7 protein-coding genes are annotated in these 22245 nt (G+C 61.9%); all 7 read left to right on the forward strand.

Going from position 1 to position 22245, the window contains the following annotated elements:
* Positions 1-12: 12 nt before the first annotated feature.
* The 7 genes from HW090_RS02455 to HW090_RS02485 all read left to right on the forward strand — a co-directional run bounded on the left by HW090_RS02455 (position 13) and on the right by HW090_RS02485 (position 22239).
* Positions 13-843 carry a hypothetical protein gene (locus tag HW090_RS02455; RefSeq protein ID WP_179111988.1) on the forward strand — a complete coding sequence of 277 codons (831 nt, stop codon included), beginning with the start codon at positions 13-15 and terminating at the stop codon, positions 841-843.
* Between the two features lie 245 nt (positions 844-1088).
* Complete coding sequence (locus HW090_RS02460) at positions 1089-2891, forward strand: type I secretion system permease/ATPase (RefSeq protein ID WP_179111989.1); 1803 nt, start codon at positions 1089-1091, stop codon at positions 2889-2891.
* Complete coding sequence (locus HW090_RS02465) at positions 2888-4249, forward strand: HlyD family type I secretion periplasmic adaptor subunit (RefSeq protein WP_256930723.1); 1362 nt, start codon at positions 2888-2890, stop codon at positions 4247-4249. Before HW090_RS02460 ends, HW090_RS02465 begins: the two co-directional genes overlap by 4 nt.
* Before the next feature lie 128 nt (positions 4250-4377).
* Positions 4378-5724 carry a TolC family outer membrane protein gene (locus tag HW090_RS02470; RefSeq protein WP_179111990.1) on the forward strand — a complete coding sequence of 449 codons (1347 nt, stop codon included), beginning with the start codon at positions 4378-4380 and terminating at the stop codon, positions 5722-5724.
* Positions 5725-5766: 42 nt separating this feature from the next.
* Positions 5767-6219: a hypothetical protein gene (locus HW090_RS02475; protein WP_179111991.1), complete on the forward strand. Its 453-nt coding sequence runs from the start codon at positions 5767-5769 to the stop codon at positions 6217-6219.
* A 94-nt stretch (positions 6220-6313) separates the two neighbouring features.
* Positions 6314-12544, forward strand: a complete 6231-nt coding sequence (locus HW090_RS02480) for a non-ribosomal peptide synthetase (protein WP_179111992.1) — start codon at positions 6314-6316, stop codon at positions 12542-12544.
* Complete coding sequence (locus HW090_RS02485) at positions 12541-22239, forward strand: type I polyketide synthase (protein ID WP_179111993.1); 9699 nt, start codon at positions 12541-12543, stop codon at positions 22237-22239. The genes HW090_RS02480 and HW090_RS02485 overlap by 4 nt, the downstream gene beginning before the upstream one ends.
* Positions 22240-22245: the final 6 nt, after the last annotated feature.

A 22245-nucleotide genomic window follows, 5' to 3' on the forward strand; every position in this document is an offset into this window, starting at 1 on the left:
GGAGAAGACATCATGTCTTTGAAAAGTAACGTTACCGCATGGTTGGGAGACTATGACAACGGCAATCAGACTGGTGCCAATGCCACGAAAAGCATTGGTTCCATTCTGACGGTGGGGAATGTATACCACACCGGCGGAGCCGGAGAGCTCAACAGCATCTACGATCCCAATAGCAGCCTCCCGTATGAACTCTACGATTTCAAGGTGTATGCGGGGCAAGGGCTGGATTCCTTCGGGCCTGGTGCCTTCGGCTCCAAGTTCGTCCTGGAGTCTACGGGTGGCTTCTCGTGGGATACCGTTAATGCAGGTGGTGGCAAATACAGCTTCGAGACCAGTGGTAGCCTGAATACTCTGAAGCTGGGTTACGCCGCAGATACCGGCTACGCTCCGGGACAGACTACGCTGACCGCGTTCGACACCTCCGAACCCCTGCTGGTGGTGAACAACTTCAACGTGGCGGTGGACTACGTGGCGCTCAATACCTTCGGCGTCGCAAACGGTAATGCCGCCATCACGGTGAATGCTGGCAACCAAGGCCTCTTCAGCTACCCGCAGTACTACGAACAGGTCACGCTGAACTCCGCCATCATCTACGACTTGACGTTCGATGAAGCGGCGGCTGCCACCTCGACTTTCGAGTATGTGCTGGATGCATACCTGAGTGGTTTCTCCGGTGGCGCAATCAGCAGCGCAAGCGACATCAGCGTCATCAACAGCTACCTGAGCGCCAACGGCAGCAGCGTGTCGTTCGACTACTACGCTACCGCACCGAGCAGCTTCTCCTCGGTCGAGGCGTCGACTGCATTCGCAGAAGTCGAAAGCGACCTCCTGCTGGCCGCGTAAGCAGCCATTCCAGAAATGCAAGAGGTTTGACCGGAAAAGTGGTGGTGATTTTCTAGCGGGAAGATCCACCACTTGACCGGGTAGTACCGGGGCCTGGTGCTTTTTGGCCAGGCTCCGTTTTCCGGAAGCCGTCGATTTTAGCGGTTTACGGAACCACCTGCAAAAACAAGCTGCAGGCAGATTTCGGCTTTCCCCGTTTTTATGGGGAGGGGGATTTTTTTTCCGTAAAAAGGGCTGGTGATGTAATGACGGCGGGCAAATCCCGGCCGGCAGAGGGTGCGCACGGTGAATTGGCCCGTGCTCTGCTGACCTACAAACGCAGTTTCGTACATATCGGCGTGTTCTCGGGCGTCATCAATATCCTGATGCTGGCTCCGGCGCTGTACATGCTGCAAGTGTATGACCGGGTACTGGCCTCCGGCAATGAGATGACCCTGCTGATGCTCACCGTCATCCTGCTGGGCATGTATGCCCTGATGGGCGCACTGGAGTGGGTACGCTCCCTGGTGGTGCTGCGTCTGGGCACCGGGTTTGACCGCAAGCTGGCCCCGCGCATCTACGACGCGGCTTTCAGCGCCAACCTCAAGACCGGCAAGCTCAATGCCGCACAGCCGCTGGATGATTTGCAGCAGCTGCGCCAGTTCGCCACCGGCCAATCGCTGTTCGCGCTGTTCGATGCGCCCTGGTTCCCGGTGTATGTGCTGGTGATGTTCTATTTCCACCCGGCACTGGGCTGGTTCGCCCTGGGCGGCACCGTGGTGCTGATGGGTGTGGCCTGGCTCAATGAGCGGGTCAGCCGCCCGCACCTGAAAAAAGCCGGAGAACTGGCGATCAATTCCCGCCGCGATGCCGGGGCCAACCTGCGCAATGCCGAGGTGATTGCCGGTATGGGCATGCTGGCCAATCTGCGCCGCCGCTGGGCCGAGCAGCACCTGGGCTATGTGCGTGAGCAAAACCTGGCCAGCGCCCGTATGGCGAAGATCCAGGGCTGGAACAAGGCGCTGCGCATGGCAGTGCAATCGCTGGCGCTGGGTCTAGGTGCCTGGCTGGTGCTGGAAAACCAGATGACGGCGGGCATGATGATTGCCGGCTCCATCCTGCTGGGCCGCGCCCTGGCACCCATCGACCAGATCATGGGTGCGTCACGCCAATGGACGCAGGTGAAGGAAGCGGAACGCCGCCTGAGCCAGTTGCTCGGTGACTTTCCGCCGCTGGCCAAGGGCATGGACTTCCCAAGGCCAGCAGGCAACCTGGTGGTCGAGCAGTTGCTGGCCGCCCCGCCCAGCCAGACCCAGCCGGTGCTGCATGGCATCAACTTCAAGCTGAACGCTGGTGAAGCCCTGGTGGTGATCGGCCCGTCCGGCGCGGGCAAGACCACACTGGCCCGCTGCCTGGTCAACGCCTGGCCGCCGCTGCGCGGCAAGGTGCGGCTGGACAGCGCCCCGCTCGACCAATGGCGCCCGGAGGCTCTGGGCGCGTTGGTCGGCTACCTGCCACAGGACGTGCAACTGTTCGCGGGCACCGTGGCCGAGAACATCGCCCGCTTCGGTGAGGTGAATGAGGCCAAGGTGATTGCCGCCGCGCAGATGGCGGGCGTGCATGAGCTGATTCTGCAACTGCCCGAGGGCTATCAGACCCGCCTGGGCGAAAACGGCATGGGCCTGTCTGGCGGGCAGCGCCAGCGTGTGGGCCTGGCCCGTGCCCTGTACGGCGAGCCGTGCCTGGTGGTGCTGGACGAACCCAACGCCAACCTCGACGAAGCCGGTGACGTCATGCTGGCCAAGGCCATCGGCCGCATGAAAGAAGCAGGCATCACTCTCGTGCTGATTACGCACAAACCCAACATCCTCAAGCAGGCCGACAAGCTGCTGATCTTGCACGCCGGCGCCCAGGCTGACTTTGGCCCGATGACCGAGGTGATGCAGCGCATGCAACGCGGTGCCCAGCCAAGGCCAACTTCCGGGCAGCCCCAACCACAGCAACGGGTCATGCCCATTCCCTCCTATGGGGCCGCGATGAACTTTGCGCAACGCAAGGAGGGAGCATGAGCACGACGATGAACATGGACGCCTCTTCACTGGACGCCGACCTGATCGACCCCAAGGATGATCTGCTGTCGGTGGATGACCGCCACTTTGTGCGGCTGGGCTGGCTGATCGTGCTGGTCGGCGTGGTGGGTTTTCTCGGCTGGGCCATGCTGGCACCGCTGGATGCCGGCGTGCCCGTAGAGGCCAAGGTGGTGGTCAGCGGCAACCGCAAGGCGGTGCAGCCCATTACGGGCGGCAAGGTGCAACGCATTCTGGTCACTGAGGGCCAGCGGGTCACAGAAGGCCAGGTGCTGGTGGTACTGGAGCCGAATGTGGCGAGCAACCAACTGGATTCCTTGCAGTTCCAGTTTCTCAGCAGCCTGGCGACGGAGAACCGCCTGATGGCCGAACGGGACGGCCTGGGCAATATCCGCTTCGACGATCGCCTGCTGCAAGCCGAGCGTGACGGCAATTTGCAGGCGGCAGAAATTATTCAGGCGCAGCGGCAGTTGTTCGACAGCCGCCGCAGTGCCCAGCAGGCCACCCTGGGCGGCCTGGAGGCGACTTTGCGCGGCCTGCGCGAGCAGCGCGACAGCCTGCAACGCATTCTGCAATCGCGCCGCAGCCAGCGCGAGACCTTTGAGCGGCAACTGGCCGGGCAGCGCTCTTTGGCCGATGACGGCCTGCTGGCACGCAATCGCTTGCTGGAGTCCGAACGCCAATACCTGCAACTGGCTGGCTCCGTGGCCGATGACCAGGGCCGTCTGGCGCAGTTGCAGGGCCAGGTGCAGGAGTACCAGTTGCGCCTGATTCAGCAGCGTGAGGATTACCAGAAGGAACTGCGCACCGCACTGGCCGAAACCCGCACGCGCACCGCGGACCTCGGCTCGCGCTTGGACAGCGCGCAGTACGAAGTGACCAACATGCAGATCGTCGCGCCCACCGAGGGCATCGTGGCGGGCCTGGCGGTGTTTACCCAGGGCGGCGTGGTCAGCGCCGGCGACAAGCTGATGGACATCGTGCCGCTGGACCAGCCCTTGCTGGTGGAAGGCCGCCTGCCGGTGCAGGAAGTGGACAAGGTGCAAACCGGCCAGCCGGTAGAGCTGGAGTTTGCCGCCTTCAACCGATCTTCCACCCCCAAGCTGCCGGGCACGGTCAAGACCGTTTCCGCTGACCGCCTGGAAGACCCGCAGGGCATGCCGTACTACCACATTGAAATCAGTGTGGATGACCTGAACAGCCGCGAGGTATTGCCGGGCCTGCAATTGCAGCCGGGCATGCCGGTGACCGCCTTCGTCAAGACCGGGGAACGCACCATGATGAGCTACCTGCTCAAACCGCTGCGTGACCGTACCCGTCTGGCACTGACGGAGGAATGATGAGCCGCAGTCACACACTTAAGCTGATCATTGTCGCGCCCCTCGCGTTCTATCTGTACGTCGACGGCATGCCTACGGTATTGGCCCAAGACATGCACTCCCCCGCCTCCCCTTTGCATCAATTGCAAATGGCATCACCACAGCAAGGTGTTGGGCTGGCATCAACCGCCTTGGCCAGCCAGTCGCAATCGCTCGATCTGGTTCAGGCTTATGAGCGCATGTTGCTCAATGACCCGCTGGTACTGGGTGCCCGCGCGGCCCGTGACGCCGGGCGGGATAGCGGCAACATAGCCCGTGCCGCCTTGTTGCCACAGGCTTCGATCAACTACTTGCGCAACCGTACCAACCAGACCGAGTACTACGACAGCACGACGGCGGCTGGCAGACAAAGCATCGAAGACAGTTTCTACGGCCGCCGCGCCGGCCTGACCATCGAGCAAACGCTGTTCGACTACTCTGCCATCAGCACCTACCGCATGGGCAAGACCCAGGCCGAATATGCCGAGGTGCAGTACCGCTTGCAGTTCCAGCAGCAGGCCGTGGCCCTGATCGACGCCTACCTGAATGCCTTGTTGGCCCGCGATTCGCTGGAACTGGCCCGCCAGCAGTTGCGCGTGTACCAGGACATGCTGCGCGGCAACGAACGAATGATGGCCCAGGGTGAAGGCACCCGCATCGACATTCTGGAGACTCGCACTCAGCTTGGCGCTACCCAATCCGAGCTGGTGACCTATGAAAATGCTTTGGCCGACCGATTGCGCGAGCTTTCGGCGCTGTTGGGCGGATCGGTCCATGCCCATGAGCTGCTGGAGATCAACCAGACAGCCATGTTGCCCGCCTTGCCCGATGGCGATCTGGCGGTATTGCTGGGCGATGCCCAGCAGCAGAACCCGGAGGTCCAGGCCGCACGCCTGGCGGTGCGCTACAACGACTTGACCGTGGAGCGCGAGAAAGGCCAGTTCATGCCGCGCGTGTCGCTGTATGCCTCCCATGAGCGCATCGTTTCGGACACCATCAACAACAAGGGCCGCGACTACAAGAGCAACACCATCGGCCTGCAAGTCTCGATTCCGTTGTTCAGCGGCGGCTCCAGCTACTACAGCACGCGCCAGGCCAGCAACCGGCTGACCCAGGCCCGTTATGACCTGGAGCGCACCACCCAGACCACCGCCACCACCCTGGAGCAGTACTACCGGGTGTTTGCCACCAGCACCGAGCGCGTGAGCACGCTGCGCCAGAACGTGGCCGACAGCGCGGCGCTGGTCGATGCCATGCGCAAGAGCGTGGCCGGTGGAGAACGCACCAATACCGATGCCCTGCATGCCGAGCGCCAGTCCTACCAGGCCCGGCAGGCCTTGCTGCGCACCTATGTGGAGTGGTTTCAGGCCTACGCCAAGCTGCAGTTCTATGCCGGACGGTTCTCGGAGGACGACGTGCTGGTGTTGAACCGCCATTTGGTGGCCCAGAGGCCATGAACATGTGTTGAAGCTGTTTTGATCGGATTAAGGAGTGGTTCGATGAGTGATATGCGTGAGGCCAGATGGCTGTTGCAGGAAGCGAAGCTCAAAAGCAGCCTCGCGCGCCTGAAGATTCTTGCCGCCATGTTGCGTCTGGCGGCTCCCGGGGCATGGGTTCAGCACGCGGCACTGCATGCGGAACTGGTTCGATCAGGCTCTCCCATGCCGCGCTTCAGCATGTACCAGACGCTCCGGCGCATGGCATTGAGGGATGTGTTGGTCAAGGGAGCACCAGGCCACTATGGCTTGGCCCGCAAGTTGGCGACGGGTTTGCTCGAAGTCCGTGCCCAGACCGACCTTCATGACCTTCTTGCCCGTACAGACAAACCCGAAATAGAGACCCGCCCTGTGCTGCGTACGCGTGCCAGGCGCATCGGGCCATATACAGGGGGGCCACGCCTATTGCGGTCGTTCTGGCTCACATCTCGCCTGCAAGCCGGAGGCGAACACTAATCACGCTTGACGCCGAGGGTTGGGCGCTGGTTGGCAATTGATCGCACAGCTCCACGACCCTTCTTTGTTCATAGATTTAAAGGAGACGGTTCTGATGACGGAAACGGTGCAGACCAGAAAAGACGAGACGCAGCAGGTGGATGAGGCATTGCGCCAAGAGGTCGCAGCCGATCTCGGGATGCCGCCAGACGAACTGGACGCTGATGCCAGCTTCCTCAAGCTGGGCCTGGATTCGATGCGCTTGATGGCCTGGATGCATCGCCTGCGCAAACGCGGACACAAGGTGAAGCTGCGGGACTTGTACCAGCAACCGACCTTGAGAGGCTGGAGCCAGTTGCTACGTGAGCGCCCAGCCGTGGCCGGGAACGGCACAGCCAAGGTGCAGGAACCGGAGATTTCCGTCTCTCGATCCTGGCCGACCATGGCCGATGGGCAGTCTTTCCCACTGACACCCGTACAGCATGCCTATCTGGTGGGCCGTGCGCCGCACCAGACGCTGGGCGGCGTGGGTTGCCATCTGTACCAGGAGTTCGACGGCCGGGGCCTGGATGCCGATACCCTGGAACAGGCCATTGGTGCTTTGATCGAACGTCACCCGATGTTGTTGGTGACTTTTCTGGACGATGGCCGTCAGCAGCGGCGCCCCGAGACGCGCTGGCGCGGCTTGACCCTGCACGATCTGCGCACAGCCTCTTCTGCGGAGTGCCAAACGCATTTACAGGCCATGCGTGAACGGCACGGTCACCGGGTTCTGGCAGTCGAACGGGGTGAGAACTTCGATTTTCAGCTCACCTTGCTGCCCGACGGTCATCACAGACTGCACGCAGACATTGACCTGCTGGTGTTGGATGCCGCTAGTTTCAGCCTGGTTTTCGAGGAGTTGGCGGCACTGATACGCGGACAGCACCTGCCCGCCGTAAGCACCGACTACGACTTTCGCAGCTATCTGGCGCAGACTGACCAGGAAAATGCGTCGATCAGACAGCAATCCAGTGAGTTTTGGCTGGAGCGCCTGGACAGCCTGCCAAATGCACCACAACTGCCCCTGGCCTGCGAACCAGAGCAGGTCAAACAGGTGCGTATTTCACGCCAGCGTGTGGAGATTCAGGCCGATGACTGGGCACGCTTCAAGGCTTGCGCAGGCGAGTATGGCGTAACGCCGACGATGGCGCTGGCCACTTGCTTCGGTGCTGTACTGGCACGCTGGTGCAGCCAACCGCGGCTTCTGTTGAATCTGACCCTGTTCGACCGCCAGCCACTGCATTCGGCCGTGGACGGCATGATTGCCGACTTCACCAATATCCTGTTGCTCGATATTGCGGGAGAAGGCGCGAATTTCGATACGTTGGCACAAACCAACCAGCAGACGTTCACCGATGCCTACGAACACCGACACTGGTCTGGCGTGGAGCTACTGCGTGAGTTGCGCAAAACACCGGGGGCTTACCCGCACGGGGCTCCAGTGGTGTTCACCAGCAATCTGGGGCGCCCGCTGTTCGGTCATGACGTAGAACGGACGCTGGGCGCTCCCGGCTGGGGAATTTCCCAGACACCCCAAGTCTGGATTGACCACTTGGCCTACGAACATGGCGGTTCGGTCTTCCTGCAATGGGACAGCAACGCAGCCCTGTTCCCGCCTGGCATGCTCGAAGCCATGTTCCAGGCTTACGTGGGGCTGGTGCGACATTTACTGGATCACCCGCAGGCCTGGCACGAGGCCTTGCCCGATCCGATGCCACAAGCACAGCGGGACATACGCGCGCAGATCAATGCCTATAGTGACGAGCCAGCCCCCGAAGGGTTGCTGCATGCAGGTTTCTGGCTACAGGCGCAAAGCCAACCGGATGCCGTGGCGCTGATTCATGGCGAGCGCCGCCTGAGCTATGCCGAGTTGGCCCATCAGGCCCGTTGTTGCGCGGGCGCACTGGCAGCGCAAGGTGTCCAGCCGGGTGATCGGGTGGCAATCAGCATGTCCAAGGGGATCGGCCAGATCGTGGCCGTGCTGGGCATTCTCTATGCAGGTGCGGTGTACGTGCCTGTATCGCCGGATCAACCGCTGGAACGGCGGCGCACTATCTATCAGGGCGCGGGATCGCGACTGGTTTTAGTCTGCCGTGATGACGATTCATCCGATGCGGTGGACGGCATCACTTTCCTGACCTGGGAGGACGCAACCGAACATGCGCCACTGGCCGGGCCGGCGGCAGTCGATGCCAATGAACCGGCATACATCATCTATACCTCCGGCTCCACCGGCATGCCCAAGGGCGTAATCATTTCCCACCGAGGGGCGCTCAATACCTGCGTTGAGCTGAACCGGCGCTATGCCGTCTCGGCCAATGACCGGGTATTGGCACTGTCGGCGCTGCATTTTGATCTGTCGGTGTACGACATTTTCGGGCTGCTGTCGGCGGGAGGTGCCCTGGTACTGGTCAACGAGTGCCAGCGACGTGACCCTGCATGCTGGTGCGAGGTGATCGAGCAGCACGGCGTGACGATCTGGAACACGGTTCCGGCCTTACTGGACATGTTGCTGACCTACAGCGAGGGCTTCGATCTCCAGGCACCTGCACACTTGCGAGCAGTCATGCTGTCAGGCGACTGGATTGGCCTGGATTTGCCTGGCCGTTACCGCGCGTTCCGCCCGGATGGGCAATTCATTGCCATGGGAGGGGCGACGGAGGCCTCCATCTGGTCCAACGTTTTCGACGTGGAGTCGGTAGCGCCTGAATGGCGCTCCATCCCTTACGGCTATCCACTGGCTCGACAAAAATACCGTGTTGCCGATACGCAAGGGCGCGATTGCCCGGACTGGGTTCCGGGAGAACTGTGGATTGGCGGCGAAGGTGTGGCCTTGGGCTATTTCAACGACCCGGAGCGCACCGCTCAGCAGTTCGTGACATGGAGCGACGAACGCTGGTATCGCACAGGCGATATGGGGTGCTACTGGCCGGATGGTCGGCTGGAATTTCTTGGCCGTCGGGACAAACAGGTCAAGGTGGGCGGCTACCGCATTGAGCTGGGCGAGATCGAGGCCGCGCTGTTGCGAATTGAGGGGGTCAAGAGCGCCGTCGCGCTGGCTGTCGGCGAGCGGGAAAAATCCCTGGCAGCCTTCGTGGTGCCGCAGGGAACGGCGCTATTCAGTACGCAACCCACCGATCCGCTGCTACCCGCCGACTATGCCGCACTGCTGCCGATTGCTCAGTGGAGTGCAGAACAAGCCGGGCAAGAGCAGGAAGCCGATATGGCGCGTCTGGTGGCGGGCTTTCTGTATGAACACCTGACCCGCCAAGGCTTGGAGCTATCCGGCCGGATCACTGTGCAAGAGGTACTGGCCCAATACGGTGCCGAGCCGCAATGGGCAGGCTTGCTGACACGCTGGCTGGAGTCTCTGTGCCAAGCAGGCTACCTGCAGCGCCTGGCCGATGGCGGCTATACATCGGTGGAAACAGTGCCGCCTGCCTGGCAACCGCCTGGCGAGCACCCGTTGCGGGAAGCCGCCAACATGTTGTTGACGCACCATGTTGCGCTCGCCCAGATTCTGCGGGGCGAACGGCCTGCCCAGACGCTGCTGAACCATCCGTTTTGGGCACCGGAGCAGTTGCTGCTGCGTGTGCCGGGAACGCAAGAAGCCATCAGAATACTGGCCACCACGATACAGACCCTGGCAAAAACATTGGGTCGTCCGGTAAAGCTGCATGAAGTGGGCGCTCGCAGCGGTCTGGCTGCGGCGCAGTTGCTCCAGCATCTGACTGCCGCAGAAGTGGCATACACCGCCTGGGACGAATCGCCAGAGATGGTGCTTCGCGTCGCGGAAAGGTTGCAGCGTTACTCGCATGCAGATAGTCGGCGCTGGCATGCCGACGTGCCGCAAGAACAGTTGCACCAGGCCGATCTGGTCTGGGCCAACAATGCCTTGCACCGACTGGGGGATGCCGGCATACAGGCGGTACTGGCCTTGGCTGCACCTGCGGCTCTGGTTTTCGTACAGGAGTTGCATCAGGTCTCCAGCCTGGCACTGGTCTCCAGTGAATTGCTGGCAGATGGCTTGGATGGTGGCTTGGCCCGGCGACTGCACGATACCGATTGGTGGCAGGAGTTGCTCGGCAGACAAGGTATGCACAACGAGGCCCAAACGCTGTTGGGCGATGTGCAATGCCTGGTGGCGCGCGCGCCGCAAGATGTTCTGAGTCCAGATGCCGACAGGCTTTCCCAGGCATTGCGAGGACTGCTGCCGGGCTACATGGTGCCGCAACGGCTGTTCTTCCTGGATGCCTTGCCGTTGACCGCCAATGGCAAAGTGGATCACCGCGCTTTGCTGGAAAGCTGCAGCCAATCTCCTTCTCAGGTGGGCGCCGAGCGACCGTTGCCACTGGGCGACAAGGAACAGGCCATCGCTGCGCTGTGGCGCGACCTGCTGAATGTGGAGCACCTCTACCGTGACAGCCATTTCTTCCGCCTGGGCGGCGATAGCCTGCTGGCGACTCGCCTGATCGGGGAATTGAGCCGGCGCGGCTACTCGGCAGGACTGGGCGACCTGTTCGACTTCCCGACACTGGCGGCATTTGCCGAAACCGTACACTGCGGCGAGACCCTGGCAACGCATGGCCTGCGCCATGATCCAGCCAGTCGCTACACACCTTTCCCGCTGACGGATGTCCAGCAAGCCTATCTGGTCGGACGTCAGCCGGGCTTTGCGCTGGGCGGAGTTGGCTCACACTTCTTCGTCGAGTTCGAGGTCGATGACCTGGACGTTCCCCGCTTCGAGTGGGCCATGAACCGGCTGGTCAGTCGACATGACACTTTGCGGGCCATTGTGCAGGACGGTATGCAACTGGTGCTGCCACAGGTGCCGGACTTCAAGTTGCCATGTCACCCAGTGGCCGACCTGAATGATGATGCAACCGTGGCATTGCGCGAGCGATTGGCTCGGCAAGTACTCGACCCATCGCGCTGGCCGGTCTTCGATATTCAGGCCGCCATGGTGGATGGCGGAGCCAAGGCCAGCCTGTTCGTATGTCTGGACAACCTGATGCTCGATGGACTGAGCATGCAAATCCTGCTCGCTGAGCTGGAACAGCTCTACACCAGCCCAGAACAAGCCTTGCCAGCGCTGGAGATTGGCTTTCGGGACTATCTGGAGCACATGCAACTGCGCAGGGTTAACGAAGTTTCGGTGGCGTACTGGGCTCGCCGCGTGGAGAGCCTGCCACCGGCTCCACGCCTGCCACTACGCTGTGAGCCTGGTGACGTGGGTATCCCGCATTTTGCGCGACTCTCGGCCTGGCTCTCTGCTCCACAGTGGGAGGCGCTCAAGGCCCGCGCCCGGGCCGAGGGGTTGACCCCTTCGGCACTGTTGCTCTCTGCGTATGCCGCAACCTTATCGGCCTGGGCGGAACGCGACGACCTGTGCCTGAACCTGACGCTCTTCGATCGGCAGCCCCTGCACCCCCAGATCGAACAAGTGCTGGGCGACTTCACGACCTTGCTGCTGTTGGCCTGGCAACCGGCTGCAGATTGGCGCAGCAGTGCTCATGGATTGCAGCAGCGCCTACGCCAGGACCTCTTGCATCGCGACGTTTCAGCCATTCAGGTGATGCGTCAACTCGCCCAGCGGGCAGGACAAGCGGCTGCGGCCATGCCTGTGGTGTTTACCAGCGCACTGGGCTTCGAGCAGGAACGCTTCCTGGCACATGCCTCTTGGATGAAACCGCGATGGGGGCTTTCACATACGCCACAAGTCTGGCTCGACCACCAGGTTTACGAGTCCGAGGGCGAGCTGCGTTTCAACTGGGACTATGTACAGGAGCTGTTCGAGCCGCAGCAGATTCAGACCATGTTCGATCGCTATGTGGCACTGCTACAGCGGCTGGCGACCGACGATGCAGCGTGGAGCCAACCACTGGAAACGCTGGTGCCCCGCTTGGAAGGGATCGCCAGGGTTGCTTCATCGCCGCCCGCGCAACCTGCGCCTGAAATACCGGCAGAGGCCGCGGTGCTGCGGGCTGATGACGCTCTGGTGCAAGCGTTGTGCCGGCATTTCGAGCTGGTGGTCGGGCGTCCGATTCAGCCGCGCCAGTCTTTCTTCGATGCAGGCGCTACCTCTCTGAAGCTGGTTCAGTTGCATGTGCATCTGACCCAGGTCGGTCACGACGGTCTGCTGGTCACCGATCTGTTTGCCCAAGCCACTCCGCTGGCCTTGGCGACACACCTGCACGGCCATTCGAGTGTGGCGAATGACACCGACAGCATCAACGAGGAACGCCGCGAACTGTTGGCGCAACGCAAGGCCAGGGCTCAACGCCGGCGTGGGAGCATAGTGTGAATATTGAAGAACTCTTGAATCATCATTACCCGGACTGCGAGCCAATCGCGGTGATCGGCTATGCCAGTCGCTTCCCTGAAGCCGCTGATAGCGATGCCTATTGGGCCAATCTGGTTGCCGGGCATGAGTGCAACCGGCAATTCTCCCGCCAGGAACTGCTGGATGCCGGTATTCCAGCATCCGTCATCGACGATCCGGCCTATGTGCCGCGTGGCACCGTGGTGCCCGATGCCGACGCTTTCGATGCAGAGCTGTTTGGCTATTCGCGCCAGGAAGCCGAACTGATCGACCCGCAACAGCGCCTGTTTCTGCAGATGGCCTGGCACGCGCTGGAACACGCGGGCTATGCGCCCAAGGCAGTGCCACACAAGACTGGCGTATTCGGCTCGGGCCGGATCAGTACTTATCCAGGGCGTGGGGCCATCAATATCGCCGAAGTGGCCCATGTGCGCAGCCTTCAATCGCTGATGGGCAACGACAAGGACTATGTGGCGACAAGGGCTGCCTACAAGCTGGACCTTCGCGGTCCTGCCATGACCGTGCAGACAGCATGCTCAAGCTCGCTCGTGGCCACCCATATGGCCTGCGAAAGCCTGCGCTCGGGCGAATGCGACATGGCCATTGCCGGTGGGGTTGCCGTGTCTTTCCCGCAAGTAAGCGGCTATTTGTACCAGCAAGGCATGATTTTCTCGCCAGATGGGCATTGTCGGCCTTTCGATGCACAGGCCCAAGGCACTTATGGCGGCAATGGCGTGGCGGCTGTGGTGCTTCGACGCCTGTCCGACGCCCTGCGCGATGGTGACCCGATCGCCGCAGTGGTGCTGGGTAGCGCCATCAACAACGATGGCAGTCAGAAAGTTGGCTATACCGCACCGTCCGTACTCGGGCAGCGCGACGTGATAGCCGATGCCTGGAGCCTGGCCGGAGTACGCAGCCAGCAAATCGGCATGATCGAGGCCCACGGCACGGCCACGCCTCTGGGCGATTCGATCGAATTGCAGGCACTGCATGGCGTCTTCCACTCCCCTGACCAGGGGCCAGCCTGCGCGCTGGGGTCCGTCAAGAGCAACATGGGGCATCTGGATACAGCGGCCGGTATCGCCAGTTTCCTCAAGGCGGTACTGGCGGTCGAGCATGGCACGATCCCTCCATGCGTGAATTTCAGCCAGGCCAATCCGGCATTGCATCTGGAGAGCGGGCCGTTCTATGTACCCAACGATGCACAGCCCTGGGAGGCTCCGGTGCGCGTGGCTGGGGTTTCGTCCTTTGGTATTGGTGGCACGAACTGCCATATGGTCGTGGCGTCTCTGCCGCGAGAGTTGCAACAGCAATCCAGGTCTGACAGCGACAAAGAACACGGCACCGAGGATGTATTGCTGTTGAGTGCCAACAGTGAGGCGGCCTTGCAGCGCTTGGCGGGTGCATACGCGACCGCGTTGCAAGAGCAACCTGCCGCTGATGTGGCTCGCACGGCGTTGACTGGTCGTCTGCTCACTATGCCATGGCGTCTGGCCGTGCCCGTATGCGATGAAACCGTGGAAGCCCTGCATGCCTTTGCTGGAGGTGAGGACGACATCCTAGTTCAGACCGGGCATGGCGCGACAGGCAGACAGGTGTGGTTGTTTACCGGCCAGGGTTCCCAATGGCCAGGTATGGCGAAAACCTGGCATGACAGTTCACCGGCATTTGCAGCAGGTCTGGCCCGTTGCCTGGCGGTTTTCGACGCTCAAGATCACACATTCGCTGATGGCTTGCGCAAGGCATTGCTGGAGCCCGTAGATGGCTTGCTCCAGAGCATGGAATACGCCCAACCCGCCATCGTGGCCTTCGAGTTGGCGATGGCCGCGCATTGGCAGGCGCAAGGTTTAATGCCAGACATGGTGCTGGGCCATTCGGTCGGTGAGTTCGCGGCAGCGGTCGTAGCCGGACACTACACCCATGAACAGGTCTTGCCCCTGGTGCGCAGGCGCGGTGTATTGATGGACAGATGCAGCGGTGGCGCGATGCTATCGGTGTTTGCTGACGAGGCCAAGGCCATGCCCGTTGCCACACGCCTGGGACTGGATCTGGCTGCGTGCAATGGCGAGCGGCATCTGGTGTTTTCCGGTGAGCGTGACCTGATCGCAAAGCTGGCCGCTGAACTGGAAAGCATGGATGTTCGCACCAAACCACTGATAGTCACGGGGGCGGCCCATTCACGGATGCTCGACTCGATACTGGATGAGTTCGGGCAAGCCACAAACCGCTTGCATGCACAGGCTGGCACGATCGCGTTCATCTCGGGCCTGACCGGCGATGTGGTGGACGCGGCACAGTTGAACCAGCCGGATTTCTGGCCGAACCATATGCGCCGCCCAGTGCGATTCATCCAATGCCTGCACAAGGCTCTGGAAGACGGCGCTGGCCTGTTCCTGGAAATGGGACCAGATGCCCCCTTGGCCGGTATCGGCCAGCGGGAGCTGGGCAGCGCCGCACATTGGGTGGCCAGCGCCAGGCGCAATCAATCGGCGCAGCGCCCGTTGCGTCAGGCATTGATGCAATTATTCGTGGCCGGCCTCGATCTGCCTTGGCCTGAGCGATTGGGTGGGTCGGGCCACAAGTGCCATGCACCACTGTATCCCTTTGAGTTGCAGCGCTACTGGCGCGATGCACCTGCTGCGGGAACGACGATGAGCAGCGCGCCACAGTTCCTGCCGAGCACCAGTCTGCCGAAAGCGCGCAGTGTGGTGTTGCAGGAAGCACAAACGTTGGACCTGCCGCGCCTGGAAGCGCTGTACCGCTGCGTTGTCAAACTGCATGCCATCTACGTTGATCGGTTGGTGCGGCGTTGTGTGGGAGATCGCATCGACCTGGGCGTGACGGTGCTGGATATCCTGCGCGACGGGCGCCTGTTGCCACGACATCGACAGTTGCTGGCGAGACTGCTCAATGCCTGCGCAGAGGATGGCTATCTGCAACGGCAGGATGGCCGCTACGCCACGCGAACCGCTGCACCTCACGCAGACCATGACCGCTTGCTCGACGAACTGAAGGGGTATTGCGAAGGCCTGGACGTGATTGCCGACACTGTGCAGCGTGCGGGTGCCAGCCTGTACGAAATGATGAGTGGTGCGATTGAGCCCGTGGCCATCATCTTCCCGGAAGGCGCATCCAGCGGTGTGGAAGTGCTGTATCAGGATTTCAGCTTCGGACGCTACTTCAACCAGATTGCCGCAGGTGTAGTTGCCGATCTGGTACGCAGCCGAGGAGAGCCGGGCCAGCAGCAACCGGCATACCAGGTACTGGAAGTGGGTGGCGGCACCGGCGGCACCACCGCCTGGGTGCTGCCTGCGCTTTCTGGCAAGAAAGGCGTGCACTATGTGTTCACGGATATTTCGCCAATCTTCACCCGCCGCGCCGAACAGAAGTTCGCCAGCTTCGATTTCGTCGAGTTCCGGGAATTCGACTTGCAGAAAAGTGCGGCGTCACAAGGCTTCGTTGCGGGCGATTTCGATCTGATCGTGGCAGCCAACGTCATCCATGCCACGCAGCATGTGGGCGACACGCTGACGAACTTGCTGCCCTTGCTCAAACCGGGCGGCAAGCTGCTGATGCGCGAGATCACCCGCCCCATGCGTCTGTTCGATTTCGTCTTTGGCCCGCTGGTACTGCCGCTGCATGATGAACAAGCCCGAGGTGGTGAACTGTTCCTGAGTACGGCTCACTGGCGTGAGCAGTGCCTGGCCGCTGGGTTCGCTCAGGTCGAATGGCTGCCGGAGGACGGGACGGCCACGGCAGACATGAGTGAGCACATCGTGCTGGCGACGGCCCCAGGCGCATCTGCCATCCAGGCTGCGTCCATGCGACTGGGTAGCGGCCTGCTGGGACAGGCGCTCACCAACGACGGTTGCTACCTCGCTGACTGGTCTGATTGCGCAGATCAGGAGCGTGAATGGATGGATCGGGTTGACGCGGCATGCCGGGAATTGGCACACCGCCATGGCGATGGCAGGCATGTGCCGATCGTCAAGGTGCCCACGCGAGCGCCAGAATGGTTGAGCCTGGTGCGCCTGCAGTGGCAGGCCAGGCTGATGCAGCCTGCACAAATCGAATTGGCGTTGCTCACCCCCGATGGTGCCTGGCAAGACCTGTCTGCCAAGCATTCGGATAATGGCAGTGGACTGCCCATGCTTTCGGCAACACCGGACACCCACTATGACTGGTGCTGGGAGCGTATTGGCCGAAGTTCAAGCGAGATACCCCCGGGAAATTTCCGTCTGGCCCAGCAATCGGGTGAGGCTTTGGCGGATGAACTGGCGCAGGCAGGCATTACTCTGGACGGCAATGCCAAAGAGGTGTTGCTGGTGTTGCCTACCGCCGCCAGCCTGGAAACGGTAGCCGATGCCGTACTTGGCACGCTTGCCGATCAACCAGGCGGCCGGATCGTGATGGTGACACGCTCGGCCTGGGCGCTGGACGATGGCGAGCCCGTCGACGCTGCCCACCACGCCGCCTGGGGCCTGGTTCGCACTGCCGCCGTTGAACTGGCCACCCAGAATGCGGGACGCATCATCGTGGCAGTCGATCTTGCCGCCGCTGCGTCGTGGGAGGATCTGATCATCGGCTTGCAAAGCGTAACGGACGGTGCCCAGTGGGTTGCCGTGCGCCAGGGACATGCCTTAACGCCTCGGCTGCAATCGCATCGCCATGCCGCCGCTGCACTGGATGGACGGAGCCTGCAAGGCGATGCTTGGCATGTGGTGACAGGCGGGTTGGGAGGCCTTGGCCGATTGAGTGCGGCATGGCTGGCCAGCCGCGGCGCACGCCGGATTGCATTGCTTGCGCATCGCGAGCATGACGATGCTGTCGATTTCATTGCGCATCAGCAGCAATGCCATGGCGCCACGTTGACGTGCCGGGTCTGCGACGTTGCCGACCTTGATGCCCTCGACGCCGTATTGAGCGATCTGCAGGCCGATGGCGGCGTGGCGGGCGTGATTCATGCTGCAGGTTTACTGGATGACGGCCCGATCTCGGCTTGGAGTGTTGATAGGCTGGCCCCGGTGCTGGCGGTCAAGGCCCATGCGGCGCGACGCATTTACGACAGACTGCGCGAGGTCAATAGTCAGTCCTATCTGCTGCTGTACTCCTCGGCAGCGGCCGCCCTGGGCAGTGCGGGCCAGGCAGGCCACGCACTGGCAAGCGCCTATCTGGATGGCCTGGCTTATGAGGCAGCAGCCAAGGTTGGCAACCCGGTTCAGGTCACGTCCATTGCTTGGGGAGCCTGGGGAGAAACCGGCCGTGCAGCGGACGAAAGTTTGCAGGCTGCGCTGGCCCAGGATGGCATGGGCGTGTTGAGCGATGCCGAAGGACTGTGGCACCTGGAACAGGCTATCTCACGGGGCGCTCCCTATCGTCTGGCGATGCGCGTGCTGCCAGAGCATCTGGATGATCGTCGCAAGCAGCTACTGGGCCTGACACAGGCGCAAGCGCAGCAAGCCATCACCCGAGTAGCGCAGGAGACTCCCGCGTCAGGGCAAGCCCAGGACATGGATCTGCCAGCAGACAAGCTGGTCGATGCTGCCGCTGTCGCGCAATGGCTGGCGGCCCAGATTGCCGCGCAATTGCGACTGGACAATCCTGCACGCCTGTCCCCCAAGCGCGACTTGGTTCAATTGGGGCTGGACTCTCTGCTGTTTTTGGAGCTGAACAGCACGATTCAGCGTCGCCTGGGTGTGCGTATCGAGGCTGCGCAAGCCTATCAGGACTTGACGATCGACGGCTTGAGTCGACTGATCGCCGCACAATCGACGCAAATTCCTGGAACTCTACCGCAGCCAGCGCAACTGGAGCACGATGCCCAGGGACGCTTTCAACCGTTCCCGCTAACGCCGATTCAGCATGCCTATTGGATGGGCCGAACCAGCCTGATCGACTACGGTGGCGTGGCCTGCCATGTGCTGTTCGAGTGGGATCTGCACCGTGATCAATTCGATCTGGAACGCCTGGAACAGGCCTGGAATGCGCTGGTGCACCGCCATGACATGCTGCGCATGGTGATTGGTGATGACGGTCAGCAGCGGGTTCTGGAGGACGTTCCCGATTACCGGATCGAGCGGCGCGCCCCCTCGACGCTTTCTGCCGCAGAGCGGGAGCGGCTGTTGGCCGATACCCGGCGCGAGCTGTCCTATCGCGTTCTGCCAGCGGATCGTTGGCCGCTGTTCGAGCTGATTGCCACCGATCTGGATGGTGAATGCTACCGACTGCATATGAACCTGGATCTGCTGTTGTTCGATGTGCAGAGCTTCAAGGTGATGATGGACGACCTGGCGGCGCTCTATCGCGGCGACAGCCTGGAACCCCTGCAGATCACCTTCCGCGATTACGTGCTCGGTGAGCAGGAACGTCACCAGAGCCAGGAATGGCTCAAATCCTGGTGCTACTGGCAGGACTTGCTGCCAGACCTGCCGCCCGCGCCGAGACTGCCGCTGTCCGAATGCGATCTGAATGGCAGGCAGCCGAACTTCACGACCTATCAGGCGGTACTGGACCGTGAAAGCTGGGGGCGGCTGAAACAGGAATGGCAGTCCTGGGGCGTGACGCCTTCGGCTGCGTTGATGACGCTGTTTGCCGGGACGCTGGAGCGCTGGGCGCGCTGGCCTGCCTTCACGCTGAACCTGACGTTCTTCAATCGACGGCCGGTGCATCCGCAGATGAGCCAGTTGATCGGAGATTTCACTTCCGTGCTGCTGGTCGATTTCGACCTGAGCGACCCGTCCGTCACCTTGCGCCAGGCTATTGAACACACCCAGCAGCGCTTGCGCCAGCATCTGGCGCACAGCCAGGTCAACGGCGTGGAATTGCTGCGTGAAGTGGGCCGCATCCGTGGGCAGACACATCAACCGCTGATGCCGGTGGTATTCACCAGCATGCTGGGCATGACGCTGGATGGCCTGGCCATCGACCAGGCGATGACGAGCCTTCTTGGCGATCCCGTGCATGTCTTCACGCAGACCCCGCAGGTCTGGCTGGACCACCAGGTCATGGAGATTGACGGTGAGCTGGTGTTCAGTTGGTACTGCATGGACGAGGTGCTGGCCGAAGGCGCCGCACAACGCATGTTCGAGGATTTCCACGCAGTCCTGCGGGCCGTGGCGCTGCACCCGCAACGGATGGAGCAGCCGGGGCTGTGGAAGCTGTCCGAAGGCTCACATGAGTTGCAACCGTTCGGGCGCCACGGATGGCCTGCCGTCAGTGCGGGCAGCAAGGTAGATCAGCGTGACATCGAAGCGATCGCGTGGCAACAGGATGGCGTCTTGCTGGCCGATGTGCGGCAGCATGACAACTCGGACGGGTTACTGGTGAAGGTCGTGGCGGCACAGCGCGGCTACTCACCCGGCAGTCTGCCCGGGCCCGCCCTGGAAAACCCGCCAGACCTGGCTGCGCTGGACGACGCCGAACAGCAGTTGTTCGATGCGGTGTGGGCCGCGTTGGAAGCCCGCGCCCTGCATGGCATTGCTGCCACGCTGGCAAGCCACGGTCTGTTCGTGCAGGAGCGTCAAGCCGCAGACCTGGACAGCATCTACCAGCGCCTGAAGGTACTGCCACAGTTCGAGCGTATCGTGCGCCAATGGCTTCGCGCCCTGTGCAGCGCGGGTTGGCTGCATCAGGACGACAGGAGTTTCGTGTGCCTGCGGCCCCTGAGCCAGATGCCCGCTCCGCCTGCAGCTCCGACCAGCGCCTGGGGCGACACCCTGGCCGCCTATCTCGACCGCAGCATGGAATGCCACGCGCAACTGTTGCAGGGCACTCGCTCGGCTCTGGAGCTGTTCTTCGTCGATGACTACGCCATCACCCGCGCTCTGTATGCGGAAAACCCCGCCGCGCAGTGTGTGACGCGGAATGTGGAACGCATCGTGCGAGCGCTGGGACAAATTGACGAGACGGCTGACGGACTACGCGCCCTGGAGGTCGGCGCAGGCACCGGCGCGACCACGGGCGCGGTGCTGGACGCGCTTGGCAAACACCTTCACAGCTATCACTTCACCGATGTCTCCACGTTTTTCCTGGACGAAGCGCGCAAGCGGTTCGCCGACCGTGACGATCTGGCCTATGGCATCTTCGACATCAATCAGCCCGTCGACTACACGCAGCACCCGGTCGAAGGCTATGACCTCGTGGTTGCCGCCCAGGTGATGCACGACGCCAGCCATGTGGTGCGCTCACTGCGCCGGGTCGGCAGCCTGATGAAGCCCGGTGCGCGCCTGGTACTGATCGAGGCGACCCATCGAGACAGCTTGTTGCAGATGGCCAGCGTGGGCTTCATTGAGGGCTTGGGAAATTACCAGGATGAGCGCGCCATCGACGACCGGGCGATGTTGGATCTGGCTCAGTGGCGCGAGGCACTGCAAGACGGTGGCTTCGCTTTGGAGCTGGCTTGGCCGGAATCGGAGGCATCGCCTATTCACCAGCATGTGATCGTGGCACGACTGGTGCGAGCTGCCCATGTCGATTGTGCGGCGGTGGAACAGACGCTACTGCGCCATTTCAATGGGGCATTGCCAGCGGTTGAGGTGCGGCAGAGCGAACCGCAGAACATGTTCACGCCTGAGCTGTCTTGCGCGTCAAAAAGCACCGCCACACAAGCTTTGGACGCGGCAGCGCCAGTTGTGCCCGTCGATGCCGGCGGGACTCCCGACGAAACGTTGATGAACAGCGTGGCGCAGGTCTGGCAGACCTTCCTTGGCAGGCCGGTGAATCCTGCCAGCGATTTCTTCCACAGCGGCGGCGACAGCCTGATAGCAACCCGTGTCATCGCCCAGCTCAACCGGACCGGCGTTGTGGGTTCCAGCCTGCAAGCGCTGTTTGCCCATCGGACGTTGGCCGCTTTCTGCGCCACGCTCAAAGGAACCAGGAATATGGATATGGAAAATGTGCTCGTACCACTGACCCAGGGAACGACGGATGAACGCCTGTTCGTGTTCCATGCCTCGGACGGTGGCGTGGCCTCATACATGGCCTTTGCTCAGGCACTGGATGCTCAAGTGTGGGGCTTGCAAGCGCCGGAACAGATCAATGTGGATACGCTGCCTGCGTTGGCTGCTGGCTATCTGCGTGCGATGCAGGCACAGATTGGCACTGCACCAACCACGCTGGTCGGCTGGTCCTACGGTGCGGCGGTTGCTGCCGAAGTCGCACGCATACTGCATGGCCGTGGTAAGGCCGTCCGGCTGGTACTGATAGATCCTGTGTATGGAGCCGACTTCGCTGTCGCGGATCTGTCCGCGTTGATGGTGATGCTGTCCGGCGAGCATAAGATCGTGTTGCCGGACAACTGGGACAGCCTTGACGAATCGGCCCGCATTGAAGCGTTCGTCACGGGCGCCGTTCAGGCCGGGGTTATCAACGAGGCCATGCCGGTGGATGCGGCACGCCAGTGGCTGACGCGCCTCTACCGCCTGCTGAATTTGCTGGCAAAACACCGTGTCGGGCCATCCGTACCTGTTCCCATCTTCTGGATAGAGGCGGATCGTCATCCTGATCACTGGAAGCCCGCCGAATGCGAATGGACAGACTGGAAAGCACACGCACAAACCCTGGTCGTTCAGGCAACGCACTGGCAACTCATGGAAGACGAAAGCGTTGCCGTTCCGCTGGGTCGCCAGGTCCAGCAGTGGCTTTGCTCTCAGGCAAGCCGCCAGGAGGGTGAGCGATGATCCAGG

The sequence above is a fragment of the Pseudomonas sp. ABC1 genome, from assembly GCF_013395055.1.
Classification (GTDB): Bacteria; Pseudomonadota; Gammaproteobacteria; order Pseudomonadales; family Pseudomonadaceae; genus Stutzerimonas.

Coding starts and splice junctions, on each gene's coding strand:
- HW090_RS02455 (WP_179111988.1), top strand. CDS start 13: ATGTCTTTGAAAAGTAACGTTACCGCATGGTTGGGAGACTATGACAAC.
- HW090_RS02460 (WP_179111989.1), top strand. CDS start 1,089: ATGACGGCGGGCAAATCCCGGCCGGCAGAGGGTGCGCACGGTGAATTG.
- HW090_RS02465 (WP_256930723.1), top strand. CDS start 2,888: ATGAGCACGACGATGAACATGGACGCCTCTTCACTGGACGCCGACCTG.
- HW090_RS02470 (WP_179111990.1), top strand. CDS start 4,378: ATGGCATCACCACAGCAAGGTGTTGGGCTGGCATCAACCGCCTTGGCC.
- HW090_RS02475 (WP_179111991.1), top strand. CDS start 5,767: ATGAGTGATATGCGTGAGGCCAGATGGCTGTTGCAGGAAGCGAAGCTC.
- HW090_RS02480 (WP_179111992.1), top strand. CDS start 6,314: ATGACGGAAACGGTGCAGACCAGAAAAGACGAGACGCAGCAGGTGGAT.